General features: G+C 33.1%; 23 protein-coding genes, 1 pseudogene and 1 riboswitch. Of the genes and pseudogenes, 14 read left to right on the top strand and 10 right to left on the bottom strand.

The annotated features are described in order from the left end of the window. The first annotated feature begins 47 nt into the window (after positions 1-47). The 12 genes and pseudogenes from ASD98_RS20455 (at position 48) to ASD98_RS20400 (ending at position 9,622) form a co-directional block, all read left to right on the top strand. Positions 48-719 (top strand): queuosine precursor transporter, encoded by a 672-nt coding sequence (locus tag ASD98_RS20455; RefSeq protein WP_056208130.1) that lies wholly within the window; start codon positions 48-50, stop codon positions 717-719. Between the two features lie 99 nt (positions 720-818). Beyond that, the gene (locus tag ASD98_RS20450) at positions 819-1,268 is read left to right on the top strand and encodes a lipocalin family protein (RefSeq protein ID WP_056208127.1); all 450 of its coding nucleotides are present in this window, start codon (positions 819-821) and stop codon (positions 1,266-1,268) included. Positions 1,269-1,335: 67 nt separating this feature from the next. Continuing rightward, a complete protein-coding gene (locus ASD98_RS20445) occupies positions 1,336-1,896 on the top strand; it encodes a DNA-3-methyladenine glycosylase I (RefSeq protein WP_056208124.1) in 561 nt (186 codons plus the stop codon). A gap of 89 nt (positions 1,897-1,985) precedes the next feature. After that, positions 1,986-2,082: riboswitch (TPP riboswitch) on the top strand. Positions 2,083-2,147: 65 nt separating this feature from the next. Further along, positions 2,148-2,354 (top strand): sulfur carrier protein ThiS, encoded by a 207-nt coding sequence (thiS, locus tag ASD98_RS20440; RefSeq protein ID WP_056208122.1) that lies wholly within the window; start codon positions 2,148-2,150, stop codon positions 2,352-2,354. A 110-nt stretch (positions 2,355-2,464) separates the two neighbouring features. Then, positions 2,465-4,288 (top strand): phosphomethylpyrimidine synthase ThiC, encoded by a 1,824-nt coding sequence (gene thiC, locus ASD98_RS20435; protein ID WP_056208119.1) that lies wholly within the window; start codon positions 2,465-2,467, stop codon positions 4,286-4,288. 109 nt (positions 4,289-4,397) lie between these two features. Then, positions 4,398-4,997 carry a thiamine phosphate synthase gene (locus ASD98_RS20430; RefSeq protein WP_056208117.1) on the top strand — a complete coding sequence of 200 codons (600 nt, stop codon included), beginning with the start codon at positions 4,398-4,400 and terminating at the stop codon, positions 4,995-4,997. Further along, positions 4,970-5,722 carry a hydroxymethylpyrimidine/phosphomethylpyrimidine kinase gene (locus ASD98_RS20425; RefSeq protein ID WP_056208115.1) on the top strand — a complete coding sequence of 251 codons (753 nt, stop codon included), beginning with the start codon at positions 4,970-4,972 and terminating at the stop codon, positions 5,720-5,722. Before ASD98_RS20430 ends, ASD98_RS20425 begins: the two co-directional genes overlap by 28 nt. Then, a complete protein-coding gene (locus ASD98_RS20420; protein ID WP_056208112.1) occupies positions 5,715-6,353 on the top strand; it encodes a thiamine phosphate synthase in 639 nt (212 codons plus the stop codon). Before ASD98_RS20425 ends, ASD98_RS20420 begins: the two co-directional genes overlap by 8 nt. Then, positions 6,334-7,110, top strand: a complete 777-nt coding sequence (locus ASD98_RS20415; protein ID WP_056208109.1) for a thiazole synthase — start codon at positions 6,334-6,336, stop codon at positions 7,108-7,110. Before ASD98_RS20420 ends, ASD98_RS20415 begins: the two co-directional genes overlap by 20 nt. Before the next feature lie 145 nt (positions 7,111-7,255). Continuing rightward, a pseudogene (locus tag ASD98_RS20410) lies at positions 7,256-7,631 on the top strand (GxxExxY protein). 80 nt (positions 7,632-7,711) lie between these two features. Further along, complete coding sequence (thiH, locus tag ASD98_RS20405) at positions 7,712-8,848, top strand: 2-iminoacetate synthase ThiH (RefSeq protein WP_056208106.1); 1,137 nt, start codon at positions 7,712-7,714, stop codon at positions 8,846-8,848. Between the two features lie 63 nt (positions 8,849-8,911). Further along, the gene (locus ASD98_RS20400) at positions 8,912-9,622 is read left to right on the top strand and encodes a HesA/MoeB/ThiF family protein (RefSeq protein WP_056208103.1); all 711 of its coding nucleotides are present in this window, start codon (positions 8,912-8,914) and stop codon (positions 9,620-9,622) included. On the opposite strand, the gene ASD98_RS20395 is transcribed toward ASD98_RS20400, so the two are convergent. The 4 genes from ASD98_RS20395 to ASD98_RS20380 form a co-directional block, all read right to left on the bottom strand. Continuing rightward, positions 9,619-10,413: an MOSC domain-containing protein gene (locus ASD98_RS20395; RefSeq protein WP_056208100.1), complete on the bottom strand. Its 795-nt coding sequence runs from the start codon at positions 10,411-10,413 to the stop codon at positions 9,619-9,621. The genes ASD98_RS20400 and ASD98_RS20395 overlap by 4 nt on opposite strands. Positions 10,414-10,415: 2 nt before the next feature. Beyond that, positions 10,416-11,054, bottom strand: a complete 639-nt coding sequence (gene aat, locus ASD98_RS20390) for a leucyl/phenylalanyl-tRNA--protein transferase (RefSeq protein ID WP_056208097.1) — start codon at positions 11,052-11,054, stop codon at positions 10,416-10,418. A 140-nt stretch (positions 11,055-11,194) separates the two neighbouring features. Continuing rightward, positions 11,195-11,566: a DUF3127 domain-containing protein gene (locus ASD98_RS20385; RefSeq protein ID WP_012023670.1), complete on the bottom strand. Its 372-nt coding sequence runs from the start codon at positions 11,564-11,566 to the stop codon at positions 11,195-11,197. A gap of 31 nt (positions 11,567-11,597) precedes the next feature. Further along, positions 11,598-12,473, bottom strand: coding sequence for a flavin reductase family protein (locus ASD98_RS20380; protein ID WP_056208093.1), 876 nt, complete (start codon positions 12,471-12,473; stop codon positions 11,598-11,600). Between the two features lie 160 nt (positions 12,474-12,633). Between ASD98_RS20380 and ASD98_RS20375 the strand changes: the two genes are divergently transcribed. Continuing rightward, on the top strand, positions 12,634-13,788 hold the full coding sequence (locus ASD98_RS20375; protein WP_056208089.1) for a PAS domain-containing sensor histidine kinase: 1,155 nt from the start codon (positions 12,634-12,636) through the stop codon (positions 13,786-13,788). A gap of 80 nt (positions 13,789-13,868) precedes the next feature. On the opposite strand, the gene ASD98_RS20370 is transcribed toward ASD98_RS20375, so the two are convergent. Both ASD98_RS20370 and greA read right to left on the bottom strand, forming a co-directional pair. Further along, positions 13,869-14,258, bottom strand: a complete 390-nt coding sequence (locus tag ASD98_RS20370; protein ID WP_056208086.1) for an HIT family protein — start codon at positions 14,256-14,258, stop codon at positions 13,869-13,871. A 52-nt stretch (positions 14,259-14,310) separates the two neighbouring features. Then, positions 14,311-14,787 (bottom strand): transcription elongation factor GreA, encoded by a 477-nt coding sequence (greA, locus tag ASD98_RS20365; RefSeq protein ID WP_056208083.1) that lies wholly within the window; start codon positions 14,785-14,787, stop codon positions 14,311-14,313. A 155-nt stretch (positions 14,788-14,942) separates the two neighbouring features. Between greA and ASD98_RS20360 the strand changes: the two genes are divergently transcribed. After that, positions 14,943-15,356 (top strand): hypothetical protein, encoded by a 414-nt coding sequence (locus ASD98_RS20360; RefSeq protein ID WP_056208078.1) that lies wholly within the window; start codon positions 14,943-14,945, stop codon positions 15,354-15,356. 46 nt (positions 15,357-15,402) lie between these two features. Here ASD98_RS20360 and ASD98_RS20355 read toward each other — a convergent pair whose 3' ends face one another. From ASD98_RS20355 to pnuC, 4 genes are all read right to left on the bottom strand, one after another. Continuing rightward, positions 15,403-17,565: a TonB-dependent receptor gene (locus ASD98_RS20355; protein WP_056208074.1), complete on the bottom strand. Its 2,163-nt coding sequence runs from the start codon at positions 17,563-17,565 to the stop codon at positions 15,403-15,405. 278 nt (positions 17,566-17,843) lie between these two features. After that, positions 17,844-18,248 (bottom strand): alternative ribosome rescue aminoacyl-tRNA hydrolase ArfB, encoded by a 405-nt coding sequence (gene arfB, locus ASD98_RS20350; protein WP_056208071.1) that lies wholly within the window; start codon positions 18,246-18,248, stop codon positions 17,844-17,846. Beyond that, complete coding sequence (locus tag ASD98_RS20345; protein ID WP_056208069.1) at positions 18,248-20,362, bottom strand: DUF4301 family protein; 2,115 nt, start codon at positions 20,360-20,362, stop codon at positions 18,248-18,250. The genes arfB and ASD98_RS20345 overlap by 1 nt, the downstream gene beginning before the upstream one ends. Next, on the bottom strand, positions 20,326-20,946 hold the full coding sequence (gene pnuC, locus ASD98_RS20340; protein WP_056208067.1) for a nicotinamide riboside transporter PnuC: 621 nt from the start codon (positions 20,944-20,946) through the stop codon (positions 20,326-20,328). The genes ASD98_RS20345 and pnuC overlap by 37 nt, the downstream gene beginning before the upstream one ends. Positions 20,947-20,960 lie beyond the last annotated feature (14 nt).

The following is a 20,960-nucleotide window of genomic DNA, read 5'->3' as shown; positions in this document are numbered from 1 at the left end:
ACATTTGAAGAAATAGTTTAAATTTGAATCATCATAACCAAAATAACATGTTTAAAACCCGAAAAGAAATTGTTTTTGTAATTCTTGCAGGAATATTTATAACGAATGCCGTTGTGGCTGAACTTATTGGAGGAAAATTAATTCAGATTGGCCCTTTTGTAATGAGTATAGGAATTTTGCCCTGGCCGATTGTTTTTTTAACTACCGATTTAATAAATGAATACTTTGGAGAAAAAGGAGTAAAAAAACTCTCTTTTATAACCGCTTGTCTAATTGCATATGCTTTTTTGATTTTATTTATGGCCATTGTAATCCCGGCAGCAAAAGGAATAAGCCCGGTGAATGATCAACAATTTGAAGCTGTTTTTGGGCAGAGTATGTGGATTATTTTCGGAAGCATAATTGCTTTTATGGTATCGCAATTAATTGATGTATGGATTTTTTGGTTTTTCAAAAACAGAACAGGAGAAAAGAAAATATGGTTAAGAGCAACCGGTTCTACCGTAATTTCTCAGTTATTTGATTCCTTTATTGTACTTGGAATTGCTTTCTGGCTTCCGGGAAAAATTGATTTTGACACCTTTATTTCGTCTGGGCTCATTGGCTATACATTTAAATTATCAATCGCTATTTTATTAACGCCTGCCATTTATTTAGGGCATCATTTGATTAAAAAATATTTAGACCAAGATCCTTCATATAAAGAAACAAACACGTAAAACATATTTTTTGTAAGAAAAATAATAAAACTATAACTTGTTTTTAAAGAAATAACTTATATTTGTTGCTTAATAAATTTTAAACTAAATTAAGTAACAATGAAAAAATTAGCAGTTTTATTAATGTCTATTGGACTTTTTGTATCATCATGCAGCAGTAATGATAATAATGACAATGATAACGGGGGTGGTAAGCAAGATGTTTCAATTATCGGTAAATGGGAGCTTACAAAAAGAGGAAACATTTTAAATGGTACTGAACTTCTACTACCAATCACACCGGAAGGCGGATGCAGCAATGATCAGATTGATTTTTTAGAAAATGGAAATTATAAAGAAATACAATATGAGTATGTTAATTCAAAATGTAAAGAATATAATAATGATGGAACATGGTCAAAATCAAATAACATCTTAAAAAACAAAGACGTCTTAAACAACGAATTTATTTATGAGATTTTACGATTAGATGAAACAACATTAAGATTAAAGATTACTAATGGTAATGACAATACTATATATGCTTTAACTGAATACACGAGAAAATAAAGTTCTTACAATTAAAAACCTCATTTCATTCTGAAATGAGGTTTTTTTATACTTTTGAAATAAAAAAATGGAACCAATAAGATGCGGCTGGTGCACTTCCAGCGATTTATATAAAAAATATCATGATGAAGAATGGGGCGTTCCGGTTTATGATGACCCTACTTTATTCGAATTTTTAATTTTAGAAACTTTTCAGGCTGGCTTAAGCTGGATTACTATTTTGAACAAAAGAGAGAATTTTAGAAATGCTTTCGATCATTTTGATTATAAAAAAATAGCCGTTTATTCAGAAGATAAAATCGAAGAATTAATGCAAAATTCAGGAATCATCCGCAATAAACTGAAAATAAAAGCGGCTGTTTCCAACGCTCATGCTTTTATGAAAATACAGGAAGAATTTGGCAGTTTCTCTGATTATATTTGGAAATTCACTAATGGAAAACCAATTATAAACAATCTCAAAACTTCAAAAGACGCCCCTGCCACTACTCCACTTTCTGACGAAATCAGTAAAGATTTAAAAAAAAGAGGTTTTAAATTTGTTGGTTCGACTGTTATTTATGCTCACATGCAGGCCACTGGAATGGTCAATGATCACGCTGAAGATTGCTGGAAAAGGAACCGGTAAGCAGTCTCAGTTTTCAGTTTCCAAAGATGACTTGAAACCTGAAACTTAAAACTTTTTCAAACAACCAAACAAAATTTTATTACATTTGCTTCACACTTTAGGGGTGTCTACAACTTGTAGGCTGAGATTTTACCCTCTGAACCTGATCTAGTTCATACTAGCGTAGGGAAAAGTAAGATGACTTCTGAACGCATTTATGTGCGCAATTGTAGCCATTCCTAAAGTATAACTCTATACTAATTCAAGAAGGAATGGAACTAAAAATCAATCAACAAACCAAACATTTCAATGCTGAATCGCTAAGCGTTCAATCATTGCTCGATCTCGAAATTCCGCACAAACAAAACGGAATCGCCGTTGCTATCAACAACACCGTTGTTCCAAAAATCAAATGGAACGAATTCCTCGTACAAGAAACTGACGAAATTTTGATTATTTCTGCCACACAAGGAGGCTAAAATCCCAATATAAAAATTCCAAATTCCAATTTCATATTGGACGTAGACGCACTGCTGTGCGTCTCTACAACTCATAATCCATAACTTATAACTCATAACTTCTTTTCCTTATGACTACAGAAGAACAAATATCCAGAACCCCTTTTCCTAATTCTAAAAAAGTTTACATTGATGGAGAAATTCATCCCATAAAAGTTGCGATGCGCGAGATTCATCTTAGCGATACCAAACTTTCAAATGGTGGAGTTGAAAAAAATCCGCCAGTAACCGTTTATGATACTTCTGGTTCATACACAGATCCAAATATTAAAATTGATATTAGAAAAGGATTACCACGCTTACGCGAAAGTTGGATTCTAGATCGAAATGATGTTGAAATTTTAAGCGAAATAACGTCAGATTACGGTCAAAGCCGACTGAAAGATGAAACTCTGAATCACCTTCGTTTTGAATATTTGCATCAGCCAAAAAGAGCTAAAAAAGGCGCAAACGTAACGCAATTGTATTATGCCAAACAAGGAATCATTACGCCGGAAATGGAGTATATAGCGATTCGAGAAAATCAGCGTATTGAACTTTTAAACGAACAAACCAAAGCTATGCAATGCCAGCACGGCGGTCATAGTTTTGGGGCAAATACACCAAAAAGCAAAATCACTCCGGAATTCGTTCGTTCTGAAGTTGCCTGCGGAAGAGCCATAATCCCAAACAACATCAACCATCCAGAAAGCGAACCTATGATTGTTGGGCGTAATTTCCTGGTAAAAATAAATGCCAATATTGGAAACAGTGCTGTGACTTCAACTATCGAAGAAGAAGTTGAAAAAGCCGTTTGGGCTTGTCGCTGGGGCGCTGACACCATTATGGATTTATCTACTGGAAAAAACATTCACGAAACCCGAGAATGGATTATTCGTAATTCCCCAGTTCCAATTGGGACCGTTCCCATTTATCAAGCATTAGAAAAAGTAAAAGGAATTGCTGAAGATTTAACTTGGGAAATTTTCCGCGATACTTTAATAGAGCAGGCAGAACAAGGCGTTTCTTATTTCACAATTCACGCCGGAGTTTTACTTCGATACATTCATTTAACTGCAAATCGTGTAACGGGAATCGTTTCACGTGGTGGTTCAATTATGGCTAAATGGTGTTTATTTCACCATAAAGAAAATTTCTTATATACCCATTTTGAAGAAATCTGCGAAATCATGAAACAATACGATGTTGCTTTTTCTTTGGGAGATGGTTTGCGTCCCGGTTCAATTGCTGATGCTAACGATGCTGCACAATTTGCAGAATTAGAAACTTTAGGCGAATTGACCAAAATTGCCTGGAAACATGATGTACAAGTTTTCATTGAAGGCCCGGGACACGTACCAATGCACATGATTAAAGAAAACATGGACAAACAATTAGAACATTGCCATGAAGCTCCATTTTACACTTTAGGTCCTTTAACTACAGATATTGCACCGGGTTACGATCATATTACGTCTGCAATTGGGGCTGCAATGATTGGCTGGTATGGCTGTGCTATGTTATGTTATGTAACACCAAAAGAGCATCTTGGTTTGCCGAATAAAAAAGATGTAAAAGATGGCGTGATTACTTATAAAATTTCGGCTCATGCCGCAGATTTAGCAAAAGGTCACCCGGGAGCGCAATATCGTGATAATGCTTTGAGTAAAGCTCGTTTTGAATTCCGCTGGGAAGATCAGTTTAATCTAGCTTTAGACCCTGATACTGCAAGAGAATTTCATGATGAAACGCTTCCTGCAGATGGAGCGAAAGTCGCTCATTTCTGTTCTATGTGTGGACCGAAATTCTGCTCTATGAAAATATCTCAGGAAATTAGAGATGTCGCTGCTGCAGAAAAAGGAATGCAGGAGAAATCAGAGGAGTTTATTGAGCAGGGGAAAGAGATTTATATTTAATCTAGAATCAAGGTTTTTGTATTAAGTATTAAGATTTTTTCTAATCAGAACTCAAATCGTCAAAACAACTGTCTTAATACTTAATACAAAAACCTTAATACTACCAAATATGATCGTATTCTCTAATCCTTTTCCTTTCGCAGATGAAATCAGGATAATTCATTCTTTATTTGAAGAAGGACTGCCCTTGTTTCATATTCGGAAACCTGATTTTTCTGAGTTGGAAATGGCGCAGTTTATTCATCAAATTAAATTAGAATTTAGAGATCAAATTGTTTTGCACAGTTATCATTTATTAGCAGAAGATTTTGGAATTAACAGAATTCATTTTTCAGAAAAAGAAAGAAAAGAGTCTTTTGGATTTCCGGCAAGGTTTCCAAAACCTTGTAGGTATAATTTTTCCACATCAACACATTCTATTGAAGAGTTTAATTCTCTGGGAAATAATTTTGATTATGCATTCTTGAGTCCTGTTTTTAAAAGTATTTCAAAAGAAAATTATCTCCCAAAAAATGATCTTTTTGAAGCATTAAAATCAAGAACAAATCACAAAACAAAAGCGATTGCTTTAGGTGGAATCGATTCAAAAAACATTCAAAAAACAATTGAAAATGGATTTGATGATATCGCACTTTTAGGAACAATTTGGAATAACGAAAACCCGATAAAACAATTTAAATTATGTCAGAAAATCGTCCTTTCGTACTAACAATAGCAGGTTTAGATCCTTCGGGCGGCGCTGGTATTTTAGCTGATATCAAAACATTTGAACAGCATAAAGTTTCTGGTTTTGCCATTTCAACAGCCAATACAATTCAGACCGAAAATACATTTTATGAAGTTCAATGGACAGATTTGAGTTTTGTTATTCGTTCTATTGAAACGTTCTTTTTAAATTATAAAATCAGTGCAGTTAAAATAGGAATTGTCTCTTCTTTACATGATTTAAGCCGAATTGTTTCAACTATAAAACTATTGTCTCCTTCAACTAAAATCGTCTGGGACCCTGTTTTAAAATCAACAACAAAATTTGAATTTACGGTTATTAAAGATTATTCTGATTTACATAAAATCCTGTCTAAAATTGATTTGATTACACCGAATTACAATGAAATTGAAGTTTTATTTCCGGGGTTTATTTCAAAGAATCTTCGGCCTCAAAATGAGATTTCAACCCATATTTTATTAAAAGGCGGACATAACAAATCAGCAATAGGAACTGATCTTTTATTTTTTAAAAATGAAATTTTTGATTTACTTCCAACCCATAAAAAATGCTTTGAAAAACACGGTTCAGGCTGTGTACTTTCGGCTGCAATAGCTTCCAATTTAGCTTTAAATCACAATATAACAGAAGCCTGCAAAAATGCTAAAACATATATCGAAAACTACCTTAGCTCAAGTTCAACATTAATTGGATATCACTATGTATAACAAATTGCAATACATTTCACAAGGCGAAACCGGCAAAGAGCAATTGTACAATATTCATCAGGCTCTTGATGCCGGATGTAAATGGGTACAAATGCGTTTTAAAAATCAAACCAGCAAAGAAACATTTGCTTTAGCGGAGAAGGTAAAACCTTTATGCGAAGAGTATTTGGCTAATTTTATTATAAATGATGATCTGCATCTCGCTGAGCAGATTGATGCAGATGGCGTTCATTTAGGATTAACCGATATGAAAATCGATGAGGCGAGAGCTATTTTAGGGCCAACAAAAATTATTGGAGGAACAGCCAATACTTTTGAAGACATTCAAAATCATGTCAAAAATGGCTGTGACTATATTGGTTTAGGGCCTTTTCGATTTACCATTACAAAAGAAAAACTAAGTCCGATTTTAGGGTTGTCAGGGTATTTCGAGATTCTTCAAAAAATGAAAAAAGATAAAATCGAAATTCCTGTTTATGCTATTGGCGGCATTACATTGAAAGATGTAAATCCGTTAATAGAAACCGGAATTCATGGCATTGCCGTTTCCGGAATTATCACAGAAAGTTCCGAAAAGAAAATACTAATTCAACAATTAAACGAAAAATTATATGCAAACGTCATTGTTTAATATTGGAGATAAAAGCTTCAAATCCCGTTTGTTTTTAGGAACAGGAAAATTTGGTTCAAACAAAGAAATGGAAGAAGCGATTTTAGCTTCGGAAAGCGAATTGGTTACTGTTGCTTTAAAACGTATCGATTTAGAAACTGAAACTGATGCTATTCTTTCGCATTTACAACATCCAAATATTAATTTATTACCAAATACTTCTGGAGCAAGAAATGCAAAAGAAGCTGTTTTTGCTGCTCAATTGGCTCGTGAAGCACTTGAAACAAACTGGGTAAAACTGGAAATTCACCCAGATCCAAAGTACTTAATGCCAGATCCAATTGAAACTTTAAAGGCAACTGAAGAATTAGCCAAACTCGGTTTTTTTGTCCTGCCTTACATACACGCTGATCCTGTTTTATGTAAATATTTAGAAAATGCCGGAACAACTGCCGTAATGCCTTTGGGATCTCCAATTGGAAGTAATAAAGGTTTAAAAACCATTGATTTTTTAGAGATAATAATCGAACAAAGTACTGTTCCCGTTATCGTCGATGCCGGGATTGGCGCTCCGTCTGACGCTGCAAAAGCGATGGAAATTGGTGCCGACGCTGTTTTGGTTAATACTGCAATTGCCGTTGCCGGAAATCCAAAATTAATGGCTGAGGCTTTTAGAGAAGCTGTTATAGCAGGAAGAAAAGCTTTTGAAGCTAAAGTTGCTAATCAACAAAATTATGCTGTGGCTTCAAGCCCTTTGACATCGTTTTTATATGACTAAAATTTTGTTTCACGCAGATTTTGCAGATTTAAGCAGATTTAATATTGATTAATTTATTTTTTATCAGTAAAATCTTCGCAGAAATGGCTTCTAAAAAAGAAAGAAAATTCTTTAATTTCGAATTAGTTTTAAAATTAAAGAATTAATGACTGAAAATGAAATGTCGTATCTAGTAAGAGGAGCAATTTTTAAAGTATATAATAATTTAAGACCCGGATTATTTGAGTCTGTCTACGAAAGTGCTTTGCTTTATGAATTAGAAAAATTAGATCTAAGTCAAAAAGCAAGTAGAAATTATTATTAATTATGAAGAAATAATATTAGATGCCGCTTTTAGACTCGATTTGCTAGTTGAAGACAAAGTAATAATTGAATTAAAATCTGTCGAAGAATTAGCCCCGATACATTACAAACAAATTGCAACCTATCTTAGACTTTCTAATAAAAAATTAGGCTTGCTCGTAAATTTTAATACTCTTAATATTTTAAATGATATTAAAAGAGTTGCCAATAAAATATAAAAAATAAGTATGCCAATAAATAAAAAATCACTTTTAATCTGTTTAAATCTGCAAAATCTGCGTGAAATAAAAACAATCCAATGAGTACATTCAAATCAATTTTTGAGCAATATAATTGGGATACTATTCAATCCAAGATATACCAAACTACATCAAAAGATGTTGAGCTAGCTTTGTCAAAAACAAAACGAAATCTTGATGATTTTTTGGTTTTGATTTCTCCTGTTGGCCAAAACTATTTGGAGGAAATGGCGCAGAAATGTCATGAACTAACCAAGAAACGTTTCGGAAAAACAATCCAAATGTACGCGCCGTTATATTTGAGCAACGAATGCCAAAATATCTGTACATATTGTGGATTTAGTTTAGACAATAAAATCAAACGAAAAACACTTTCAGATGCTGAAATTAAACTGGAAGTTGAAGCCTTAAAAAAAACAGGTTTTGATCACGTTTTATTGGTTACTGGTGAAGCAAATTACACTGTCAACATCAATTATTTTTTGAATGCCATTGCTTTAATTCGGGAAGAGTTTTCTATTATTTCTGTTGAAGTACAGCCGCTTTCTACCGAAGATTATGAGCGCTTACATGATGCTGGAGTATATTCAGTTTTAGTTTATCAGGAAACCTATCATCAGGAAGTTTACAAAAAGTATCATACAAAAGGGAAGAAATCAAATTTTGATTATAGGCTTGAAACTCCTGATAGAATTGGAACTGCCGGAATTCACAAAATTGGTTTAGGCGTTTTATTAGGCTTAGAAGACTGGAGAACAGACAGTTTTTTCAACGCTTTGCATTTAGATTATCTTCAAAAAAAATATTGGCAGACGAAATATTCTGTTTCCTTTCCCCGTCTCCGTCCTGCTGAAGGAATTATTGAACCCAACTTTATTATGGATGATAAAGATCTGACACAATTAATCTGCGCTTATCGTTTATGGAATGAAGATCTTGAAATTTCGATTTCTACACGAGAAAATGAAAAATTCAGAAACAATATAATTCCAATTGGCGTTACCAGTATGAGTGCAGGATCTAAGACGAATCCGGGTGGTTATGTTGTTGACCCGCAATCTTTAGAACAATTCGAAATCAGCGATGAACGCTCGGCTGATGAAATTTCAAAAATCATAAAAGATGCCGGATATGAAACGGTTTGGAAGGATTGGGACAAAGCTTACGGTCGAAAGTTTGAAAGTCTAAAATCATAAAGCCAAAAACTTAACTTAATCTTTCACTTACAACTTTCGACTTTCGACTTTAAAACTAAAATAATGAGCATTATCAAAGAATTCCTCCGTTACAACAGACAAACTATTCTTCCTGAAATTGGCGATGAAGGCCAGGAAAAATTAAAAAAAGCAAAAGTTTTAGTAATTGGTGCCGGCGGATTAGGCTGCCCAATTTTACAATATATTGCAACTGCCGGAGTTGGCTTTATCGGAATCATGGATTTTGATACAATCGAAATTCATAATCTGCACAGGCAGATTTTATACACCGAAAATGAAATTGGACAATTTAAAGCAATTGTGGCTAAAGATGTCGTTTCAACGCTAAATCCGTTAATTGAAGTCGAGGCAATTCAGGAAAAACTAACTTCTCAAAATGCATCAAAAATTATACAGCAATATGATATTATTGTGGATGGTTCAGATAATTTTGCAACGCGCTATTTGGTAAACGACACTTGTGTTGAATTTAATAAACCTTTAGTTTACGGAAGTATTTTAAAATTTGAAGGACAAATTGCTCTTTTCAATCATAACGGAAGTAAAAACCTGCGGGATTTATTTCCAGAAATGCCTGATCCAAAAGATGTTCCGAATTGTGATTTAAATGGTGTTTTGGGAACTTTACCCGGAATTATTGGAAATATGATGGCGCACGAAACACTTAAATTAATTTTAGAATTACCTACTTTAAAAAATGAATTAGTTCTTTTTAATACGCTAAACTGGAATTTTACAAAACTGAATTTCTAGAAAATAAGCGCATCTCCAACCTTAATATTTCCAGAATTTAAACTCACAATATTAGTTCCAAATAAAACGGAATTATTTACATTTCTATATTTACTTAAGGTTTTTAAAGGTTCTTTTTTTAAACGTCCGTTTTCCGGATCATTATTAACCATAATGCATCTTCCGCAAGGTTTTACATTTTTAAATTGAACTTCTCCAATCTTAAAAGTCTGAAAATCATCTTCTTCATGTTCGCTTTGACTGCTAATTACAATATTAGGGCGAAACCTTTTTATGGTAATTTTTTCATCGAGTTTATCATTCAAGAAATCCAGACTTTTTGATCCAATTAATAAATAAGGATAACCATCGGCCAAACTTACATTGAAAGTTTCTTTTAATCTGGAACTTTCATGTTTGCGATCTCCATTTTTTATGATTTTGACCAATTTACATTCAAAACCCAAATGCTGGCTGAACCATTTTGAAGTTGCATGATTTACCTCAACAACTTCACTTTTATCATCCCAAACATTCACTTTCATGCAGTTTTCCAAATTTTCGTTTATAGAAAATTCATGTTTTTGATCCTGAAAAGTAATACTGATTTTTCCATCTGAAATTTGTGGATAAAACTGACTCATAATGCGGTGTTCTCTTTGCGTTATCATTTGATTATCTGCATCAATTAACATCCATCTACGGTCATTTTCAAATCCCATTTCTTCGGCCAGAGCTGATTGAAGACTAATTCCTGCCAGGCTTTTTATCGGATAAATATAAATTTCTTTTACAACATGAACTGCACTCATTTTTATTTACTTTTTAAAATGGACATAAATTCGTCACGGTCAATTTCGCGACATCCTAAACTATCTAAATGCGGATTATAAACCTGACAATCTAATAATTTATAATTCTCTTTTTTTAAATGATTTACCAAATATATAAATCCAACTTTTGAGGCATTTGATACTTTAGAAAACATACTTTCGCCACAAAATACATGACCCAAATCTATTCCGTACAAACCGCCTACTAGAACCTCATCCTGCCAAACCTCAACCGATTTTGCAATTCCTTGTTTATGAAGTTCGCCATAAGCTTCGATCATTTCATCAGAAATCCATGTTCCGTCCTGACCGTCACGCAATATTTTTTGGCAATTCAAAATTACATCTTTAAAAGATGTATTAAAAGTAACAGTGAAAACATTTCTATTCAGAATGTTACGCATACTTTTGGAGACAATTAATTCATCCAAAAACAAAACCATACGTGGATCTGGAGCCCACCAAAGAATCGATTCACCTTCATTAAACCACGGAAAGATTCCGTTGCTGTAAGCAAGTTTTAATCGTTCCGGGCTCAAATCACCGCCAACGGCCAGAATGCCTTCTTCATCGGCTTCTGAAACGGGTGGAAAATATAAATTATCAAATAGAAAATACATCTTAAATTACAATGTTTTAAATTCCAATTTATTCACAATCTTGGCATTTTGACGAAATGAACTCAAAAATAAAATTCCAAATCCCAAATTCATGCGAATGAATTGGAATTTGGAATTTATGTTTTGAAATTTAAACTTTCTTAGAAAGGTAAATCGTCTGGTTCGTCTTCGTTTAAATTTGTAGCTGGTGCAAAAGCTTCTGCAGCAGGAACTGACGGAGTTTGTGCAGGACCTTCTGGCGCCATTCTTTCGATTCTCCAACCTTGAATACTATTGAAATATCTAGTTTCTCCTTGTGGATTAACCCATTCTCTTCCTCTTAAATTGATAGAAACTTTTACTGCCTCTCCTTGTTTATAGCTGCTCAATAAATCGCATTTATCTTGTGTAAATTCGATTAAAATGTGTTGTGGATACTGCTCATCTGTAGTAACTACTAATTCTCTTTTTTTGAATGAAGCACTAACTTGCTGTTCAGGATTAACCACTTTTACTTTTCCTATAACTTCCATCTTCGTCTATAATTAATTATTGTTTCTATTCTTATTTTTTAGCTAAAAGCACTTTCCACGCCGATTGTATATCATCATTATTCAGATATTTTTTGGCCTCTAAGTGTATTTTTTCCTGATCATCTGAGCTTAAAACTCCTTTTACAGAAAAATTTTCTTTCACAAATATACTAACTTCTTCCGTTGTAGGCAAGGCTTCTATATTTCCTAATTTTCCGAGGTCATTCCCATTAAAAACAGGGCTTTCTTTAATAAAATTAGGAATTACATCAACACCAACACCTAAAGTTGTCAGCGGTTTTGGTACTTCAAAAAGTCCCTGATTCGATCTTGAATACCAATTTCCCCCAAGTCTTGAAACCAAATCTATTTTATGCTGATCGATTGCTCCATTTTCATCTAAAATTGATTCGTGAATATGAATTTTTACTACTTCACACAAAATTAAGTTTCCTGCCCCTCCTTCTGTTCCTAACGGAATAATCTGCGTTATCTTGCATTCAAATTGAACTGGAGATTCTTTTACGCGATAGGGTTTTACTAAATCTGACGGAATTTGTGTTAAACCTGCTTTGATAAATTCGTTTACACCTTCTCCATATTCTGTACTTGCTAACGAAGTCTGCTGTACCAAATCATAATTAACAACATTTATAACAACTTCTTTTGTTGCTTCAGCATTAATTAAAGTATGTTTTATCGTATTGTCGCGCACACGTCTTGATGGCGAAAAAACCAGAATTGGCGGATTAGCACTAAATACATTAAAGAAACTAAATGGCGACAAATTTGGAATTCCTTTCTCGCTTATTGTACTTGCAAAAGCAATTGGTCTCGGCCCTACCGAACTTTGCAGATAAGCATGCAGCTGCGGCGTTGATATTTCTTTTGGATTGATGCTAATCATAATTTTCTAGTTTAACCGAACCTCATTTCGGTCATACAAAAGTAGAGAAATCGTTCAATTCAAAGAAATAGTTTTAGAAGATAAAACCAAAAAACTTTTAAAGCCCTGCAAAATATAAAATGTGTTAATTTCGTTATATTTATACCTCAAAAATTAATTTATGCGTTTTTCTGAAAGTAGAAATAAAACTCGCTGGGTCATAATTCTTATTTCCTTTTCAATCATTACTTTGATTCTCTGGAATACTTATACATTTTTTCAAATTTTTAAAAATGAAGAACGCCTGAAAATGAACCTTTTTGCGAATGCGCAAATTACAATTGTTAATGCGGACGAAAATACTGATGTAGATCTTCCGCTTCAAATTTTCAGTAACAACACTTCAATTCCTGCTGTAGTAATGCTTTATGGTAACGTTGTGAGTTCTAAAAACGTTCCTGATGATATTCTTAATGACAAGAAAAAATTAAAAAAATTCCTGACAAATTTAAAAAATGAAAATGAACCCATAACGTTTGAATATGCTCCGGGAAAATATCAACATTTGTATTATGGTAATTCAGAATTGCTGAATAAACTAAAATACTACCCCATTGCCTTACTGCTGATTATCTTTTTATTTGTTGCTTTAATTTATAATTTTTACAAAAGCACCAAAATGGCAACACAGAATAAATTGTGGGCAGGAATGGCAAAAGAAACAGCACATCAGATCGGGACGCCGCTTTCCTCATTAATTGGCTGGGTTGAGATTTTGAAAACCGAAGAAATTGATCAATCTATAACATTGGAAATAGAAAAAGATATTGATCGATTACAAACGATTACAGACCGTTTTTCTAAAATTGGTTCTATTCCTGTTTTGGAGCCATACGATATTGTCAGCGAAACTTTAAATACTTACGAATATTTACAATCTCGTTTTTCTAAACAAGTTTCATTCTCTTATCAGGCTCCTGAGAAACTTATTTTTACTTTAATTAATCCAACGCTTCACAGCTGGACGATTGAAAACCTGATCAAAAATGCGATTGACGCCATGAAAGGAAAAGGAAGCTTGGAACTGGCGATTGAACAGGATTCTCATCATGTAAAAATAAATGTGAAAGATTCGGGAAGCGGAATTTTAAAAAAACAATTCAAAACTATTTTTGAGCCTGGTTTTACAACAAAAAAACGCGGCTGGGGTTTGGGACTTTCTTTGACTAAAAGAATTGTCGAAGAATATCACAACGGAAATATTAAGGTTTTACATTCTGAAATTGGAAAAGGAACCACTTTTCAAATCAGTTATAAAATAGTTGATCCTCTTTAACAGAAATAAAAAAACACCAACTCATACTGAATTGGTGTTTTTTTATGTCAGGTTGCGCGAAGTCGAAACCTTCGTATGTTTTACAAGTTTGCCTGAATATCTTTTGCTAAAGCTTCAAATTCTTCTTTCGAAAGAGAAACTTTATTTTGAAAACGCATTTCGTCCATATGGTTTAACGGAATCAAATGCACGTGTGCATGAGGAACTTCTAAACCTACAACCGCAATTCCGATTCTTTTGCAAGGAACCGTTTTTTCAAGCGCCGCTGCAACTTTTTTAGAAAATTTCATCAAACCTAAATACAATTCTTCATCCATATCAAAAATCTTATCGATTTCTTGTTTCGGAATACAAAGTGTGTGTCCTTTAGCATTTGGATTTACATCTAAAAAAGCTAAAAAATTATCCTCTTCAGCAATTTTATATGCAGGAATTTCTCCGTTTACTATTTTAGTGAAAATGCTGCTCATTTTTTTATTTTTAAAATCTTAATAATGGGATTGCTTCGTTACTCGCAATGACTTAGTCTCTTGAGATTTCCAGAATTTCAAATTTCAAAACACCGTTTGGCACTGTAATTTCAGCTACTTCGCCAACAGATTTTCCTAGTAAACCTTTTCCAATAGGAGAAGTTACAGAAATTTTCCCTGTCTTTAAATCGGCTTCACTTTCTGCCACAAGTGTATATTTCATTTCCATTCCGTTGCCTTGGTTTTTAATTTTTACATTAGAAAGCACCAAAACTTTCGAAACATCTAATTGTGATTCGTCGATTAATCTTGCGTTAGAATATACTTCTTCTAATTTAGCAATTCTCATTTCTAATAAACCCTGCGCTTCTTTTGCAGCATCATATTCGGCGTTTTCAGATAAATCGCCTTTGTCTCTTGCCTCTGCTATATCTTGAGATGCCTTAGGACGCATTACACTTTTTAAATGCTCTAATTCATCTTTCAATTTTTTTAACCCCTCTGCGGTATAATAAGATACTTTACTCATAACTTCATCGTTTACATAAATAGAAAAAATCCCATCGGGACGGGATTTTGTATTACAAATATACTATTATTTTTAATAGTACATAATTATATGTTAATCATATAAAAATCAAATCTAAATAAATTATTTTTGTTTAACTAATTCTTATTAAAATAATGAAAAAAATCTGGCTCTTAATTCTTTTCGTTTCTGTGCTTTTCGCATGCAGCGACAATGATCGCAGTAATAAAAACCCTTACATACCTAATTACACCGTTAATTTGTCTGTAGACATGAACCTGCCTGCTTATTCAAATCTTAAATTTGTGAGTAACGGCGTTATAGTTCCTAATTACGGTGCAAAAGGAATTATTATTTTTAATGCAGGAAGCGGTTATAATGCATTTGATGCAGCATGCCCTAATCAGGAAATAACTTCTTGCGTTGCAATGACAATTGATGGTATAAATGCCGTGTGTTCGTGTGATAAAACTTCTTACAGTTTGTTTACCGGACTTGGAGGGAAAGAATATCCGCTAAAACAATATAAAGTTCAGGTCACCGGAACTGTGATTCACGTTTACAATTAAAAATAAAAAAAGCCTGAAAGTTTAAATTTTCAGGCTTTTTTATTTTTTAGAATTTCAGTGTTAATCCGGCTAAGAAATTAATTCCTGCCTGCGGATAGTAGTATGGATAAATATCCCACATTGCTCCGTTTGAAACATATTTTTTATCTAAAATATTGTTTACCAAGCCTGTAATTGTAATTGATTTAAAGACTGCTCTTGGTTTTATTTCATAAGAAACATTTAAATCATTTACAAAATAATCAGCCAATTTAGCTTCTGGCAATTCGATATTATTCATGTATTGTTCTCCAACATACTTTTGCAATAAAGAAATATGCAAACTTTTTATTGGGCTGTACACAATTATATTTCCGGCGATAACTTCTGGCGAATAGGCGATTTTTGTTGTTCCGTAATATTGTCCTTCGACCGCAAGATCAACATTTTTATTACTGCTAAGCGTAAAATTTGGTCTAAGAATAAATTTGTCCGAAAGCGAAATTGTTGCATCCAATTCAAATCCTAATCTATAACTTTTTTCAGTATTGGCACGAATTGGTGCTCCAACATCGTCTAATCTTCCGGTTAAAATCAACTGATCTTTGTAACCCATGTAGTAGAAATTTGAATTCAGCTGGAATTTCTCTGAATTAAATCTCCAGCCTAATTCAAAATCATTAAGTTTTTCTGGTTTTACATTGCCACCTTCGTAATCTGTTCTGTTTGGTTCACGATTCGCACGTGCGTATGAAAAATACAGTGTGTTTTTTTCATTGATTTCGTAGTTCAAACCAGCTTTCGGGTTAAAGAAATTGAAAGTATCATTAACTAAACCAGTTTCAGGACTATCTGCTTTATATTGTACTCTTCTATATTGTAAATCGCCATAAAAGCTTAATTTTTCTGTAAACTGGTAATTTGCTTTTGCAAAAATATTCCCATCTGTTTTTGTAGAAAAATCATCGTAATAATGATCTCCCAATTCTGATTGTGAAGCATTTCTTGCCCAAATTACTTTTCCATAATGATCTCCTTCGTATTTATTCCAGCCGCCGCCAAGAATAACATCCAGTTTTTCATCTTTATATTTTGCTGAAAAAGTAGTTCCGTAAAAATCATTATCTAACCATTTCTGACGAACTAGATCTGTTGTTGTAATTGCTCCAACAGGATTTAAATTATAATCAGCCATATCAGCGTCTTCTTTATAATTTTCATAGTAACCCTGCCCTTTTGTATAATGTAAAGCTAAATTAGTGCTCCATTTATCAGAGAAAGATTCGCTCCAGTGTAACTGATAATGATCTTGTTTATAATTGTCAGTTTCATTGTCATAAAAACGAACATTTCCTGCTTCATCAGTATACATTCCTGCAGAGTTAAATGTACGATCTGAATTTAAAGTTTCAGCATCGATTCCATTCCAGGATTGGTATGTTTTTTCTGTTCCGCCAAAAACCAAAGCTTTAATTAAAGTTGTTTTTCCAACATAAGTTCCCTGCAAAAAATAAGATTTCAAATCAGAACTAGCACGATCAACATAACCATCAGATTTAATTCTGGACAAACGTCCTGCCAATTCAAAATGATCATTTAGCAGACCAGTGCTGAATTTTACTGTCTCTTTTTGAGAATTAAAACTTCCAAATGAGCCAGAGATCTCTCCAGTTGGTTTAGATGCATAACTATCTGTCAGCATATTTAAACTTGCTCCAAAAGCTCCAGAACCATTTGTAGAAGTTCCTACTCCGCGCTGTAATTGTAAGCTTTCTACAGAAGAAGCAAAATCGGGCATATTTACCCAAAAAGTTCCCTGACTTTCGGCGTCGTTATATGGAATTCCGTTTATGGTTACGTTTACCCTTGTAGCATCGCTTCCGCGGACTCTGATTCCGGTATAACCAATTCCTCCTCCAGCATCCGAAGTTGTAACAACAGATGGAAGATAATTCATTAAAACGGGAATATCCTGTCCGAGATTTCTAAATTTAATTTCCTTTTTATCCATATTACTAAACGTAACCGGAGTTTTAGTCGTAACACGAACTGCAGAAACCAAAACGTTATCAAGCTGATTTACCTGAGTTGAGTCTTGTTCCTGTCCGTAAGAGAATAGAGTAAAGAAAATAGAGAATAGAATAAAAAAAATAGATTTGGTTCTGATTACATTTTGAATCTTAGAACCTTTGTACCTCTGTGCCTTAGCACCTAAAAAAAAAGTTTTCATTCGTAAAGAATTACGAATAAAAGGGGGAATTATTCTTTGGTTAAATTAATAAATGTGTTTCACGACAAAACAAAGTATTGACACTCGAAATTGTCGTTTTTTCCCTTAGCAACATTACTCGCTCAGGTTCTTTGGGTATGATCTCAGCTCGTTATTTAGAGCACCCCTTTGAGACAGTGCAAATGTAATGTGTTAAATCCCAAAAAACAAATTCCAAATTCCAAAACTCACTTTTCAAATTAGTGTCTTTGGAATTTGGAGTTTAAAAAATTGGCATTTTACTCCAAATTAGGTTTTCTCCTTGATTGTTTTATTTCAGAAATATTCTTTTTGTCTTTAATCCTTTTTTTGATTACGGATTTTGGAATTTTTGTAGCTTTTCGAATCTTCGGAACATACAATCCTTTTTTAATTATTTCCAGAAATCGTTTTGTAACAATATCTTTGTTTTTAAGCTGACTTCTGTCTTCGTCACAATTTAAAACAAGTATATTTTCGGTTGTTAAACGAGCTGCAATATTAGTTTGTAAAAGCAGTTTTTCATCTTCAGACAAAGCTTGCGATGCATTTAAATCAAAAGTTAAAACCACTTTTGATGAAACTTTATTTACATTTTGTCCGCCCGCTCCACTGCTTCTAACGGCTTTGAAACTTAATTCTGATATGATTTTCTCGCTATCCATTATTGTGGTTGATGTGCCGGTTTTAATAAATCGTTTACGGTTTTCACCGGATTAAAAGTAATTAAAGGAACTGCTACAAAAACGGTTAACCAATTTGCCATTGATCCATTCCATAATCCCGGAAGTTCGTAACTTTTTACTGGTTTTCCTTCAACGCTTTTTTCTACGATAAAACCAGATTTTTGATCTACAAATTGTTTCAGATCAAATTTTTCGCCTTTATAGTTTTTGATTCCGCAAACTAAATCAACTGGATTAAAATGTGTTGCTTCTTCTAAAATTTCAAGTTGTTTTTTATTCGCAAGATCAACTTGTGATGTCTCTACAATTTGCAGAGAAGTTTCTCCTTTTTCATTCATTACCCAAAACGGTCCGCCGCCTGGTTCTCCTTCATTACGAACCATTCCGCAAACTCTAATAGGTCTGTCTAATAGATCTTTAATTTTCGCAATTTTATTTTCAAAAGTGAATTTATTAAAATCTTTAGTCATTTTAACATTCAGTTTTTGAATTAAAAACTCCACAATTTCAGAAAGGTCATTTTCGCTTATTTGCTGTTTATCAATAGATTTCAAATAACCAAATACCTTTTGCTGTACAGCAATTAAAATACCTCCTAATGCTTTTTTGTATAATGTTATTTGATCAATATGATTTTGAATTACATTATCGATATTTTTAATGAAAATGATATCTGAATCAAGATTATTTAGATTTTCAATTAAAGCACCATGTCCGCCTGGTCTAAAAATTAGATTGCCATCTGCGTTTCTAACAATTTTGTTTTTAGCATCAACATTAATAGAATCTGTGCTTTTGTTTTGATAAGAATAGCCAATATTAATTTTTATATCAGAAGGTTTTTCTATTTTCTCTCTAACCTCATCAACTGCTTTTTCAAATAAATCCTGATGGATTTCTGAAACTGTAAAATGCAAATTTGAAACACTTTTTGATGTAGCATAATGCACACATTCATTCAAATGTTCTTCAATTGGGTTTGCAATATGTGTTTTATATAAATGGAAAGGTAAAACTGCTTTTGGCTTATTCGCAGAATTATAATAATCAGGGGACAACAGTAATTTTATAAAATAATAATTTTTATAATCTCTTTCTAAGGTTTCAAAATCAGGATAAATTTCTTTTAGCTTTTGATGAACTGTTTCAAAAAAAGGAAACTTATCCATCCCGATGATAAAAATAGCAAGTTCTTTATCTTTCTTTCTGTTGATATAAGCGTTTATTGTTTCTTTTTCAATATTAAAATCGTTCAGAAAAGCACTTAAAAATTTGAACATTCTTGTTGCTGCGCCAGATGCGGGAACAAATTTTTTAATTTTTAATTTTTCTTTCTGATGATCAAAAAAAGAAGCTTTTTCTGCAAAATCAGCTTCTGACAGACTTAAGATTCCGTTGTTTACAGTTGCGGGACTAATCAGGTTGCTTTTTGCTATTCCTTTCTTAAATATTTTTAATTGCTTTAAGATATTTTCGAAAGGAATTCCGTGATTATAAATTTCAACAAAATCTTGAGATGAAAGTCCTTTTTCCTTAAAAGCATTTAAAGCATCAACAATAGCAGTTGCTTTTACCAAACGGCTTTCTTTGTTTCCTGATAGTGTTATAAATGGCTTTTTGTTATCAACTAAGGTTTGCTTAAATACAGAAAACACTGTTTCTCTTCCTTCCGGAGTATCTCTTATATCATCTTTCTCCCAAGGAACATCAATATCCGTTAAGAAGAATAAATCGTAATCATGTTCCAGTGCCGCTTCATTTAAGAGTGGATCGCAAAAACCATAATATACTTCAGAAAAAACTTTGGTAACCATTAAATTGGTATCGCAAAACAAGTATTTATTTGCTAAAGAAAGTTTTTCGTTTTCTAATGCTGTTTGCCCATAAGCAATAGGCATCATGTCATCAGCGGTACAAATATGCTGATTTTCTTCCCATTTTTCCTGCAGGTAATCGCGTGCAAATTCCGGAACCCATTCGGTTTCATAATAATCTGCAAGTTGTTTTGCTAAAGTTGTCTTACCTGTGCTTTCAGGCCCAAATAAAGCAATTTTTATTATTGTTGTTTTTTGCTGTCTAAGATCTTTTTCCATTCTAAATAAGCTGAAATAGCCAAAATTGTAAAAATTAAATACTGAAGTGACAGCATCCCTAAGCCGCGATAAGCATAAAGAGGCACTACAATAATATCGCCGATAATCCAAAGTGTCCAGTTTTCGATTTTTTTCCTTGCCATATACCACATTCCGGCAAAAAAGATTCCAGACGATATCATATCAACATAATTGTCATTGTGTATTTCGTAATCGAAATATTTATAAATTCCGAAAACTACGAAAATGGTCACGAAAAACAATAAAACCCCGATTATTTTTTCATTAAAATTTGTTCTTGTAATTGGAAGATTATCTTCAACTGTTCCGCCTTTTGCCCAAACATACCAGCCATAAATACTCATAATCGAGAAATAGGCGTTGATAATCATGTCACCAATATAACCGGCAACATATAAAAGATATACTGAAATTACGGTGGCTATTAAACCTGTTGGATAAACCCAGATGTTTTCTTTTTTAGCAAACCACACACTTAAGATTCCAAAAACAAAGACCAAAAACTCCAAAGCAATATGCCATAAAGGAGCATTTTTATAACTATTAAGAAAAAAGTCAATCATTATTGTGGTATTTC

It is taken from the genome of Flavobacterium sp. Root186 (assembly GCF_001428525.1).
Classification (GTDB): Bacteria; Bacteroidota; Bacteroidia; order Flavobacteriales; family Flavobacteriaceae; genus Flavobacterium.
The sequence above is the reverse complement of the archived record's forward strand: the minus strand, read 5'-3'. Positions and strand labels throughout refer to the sequence as shown.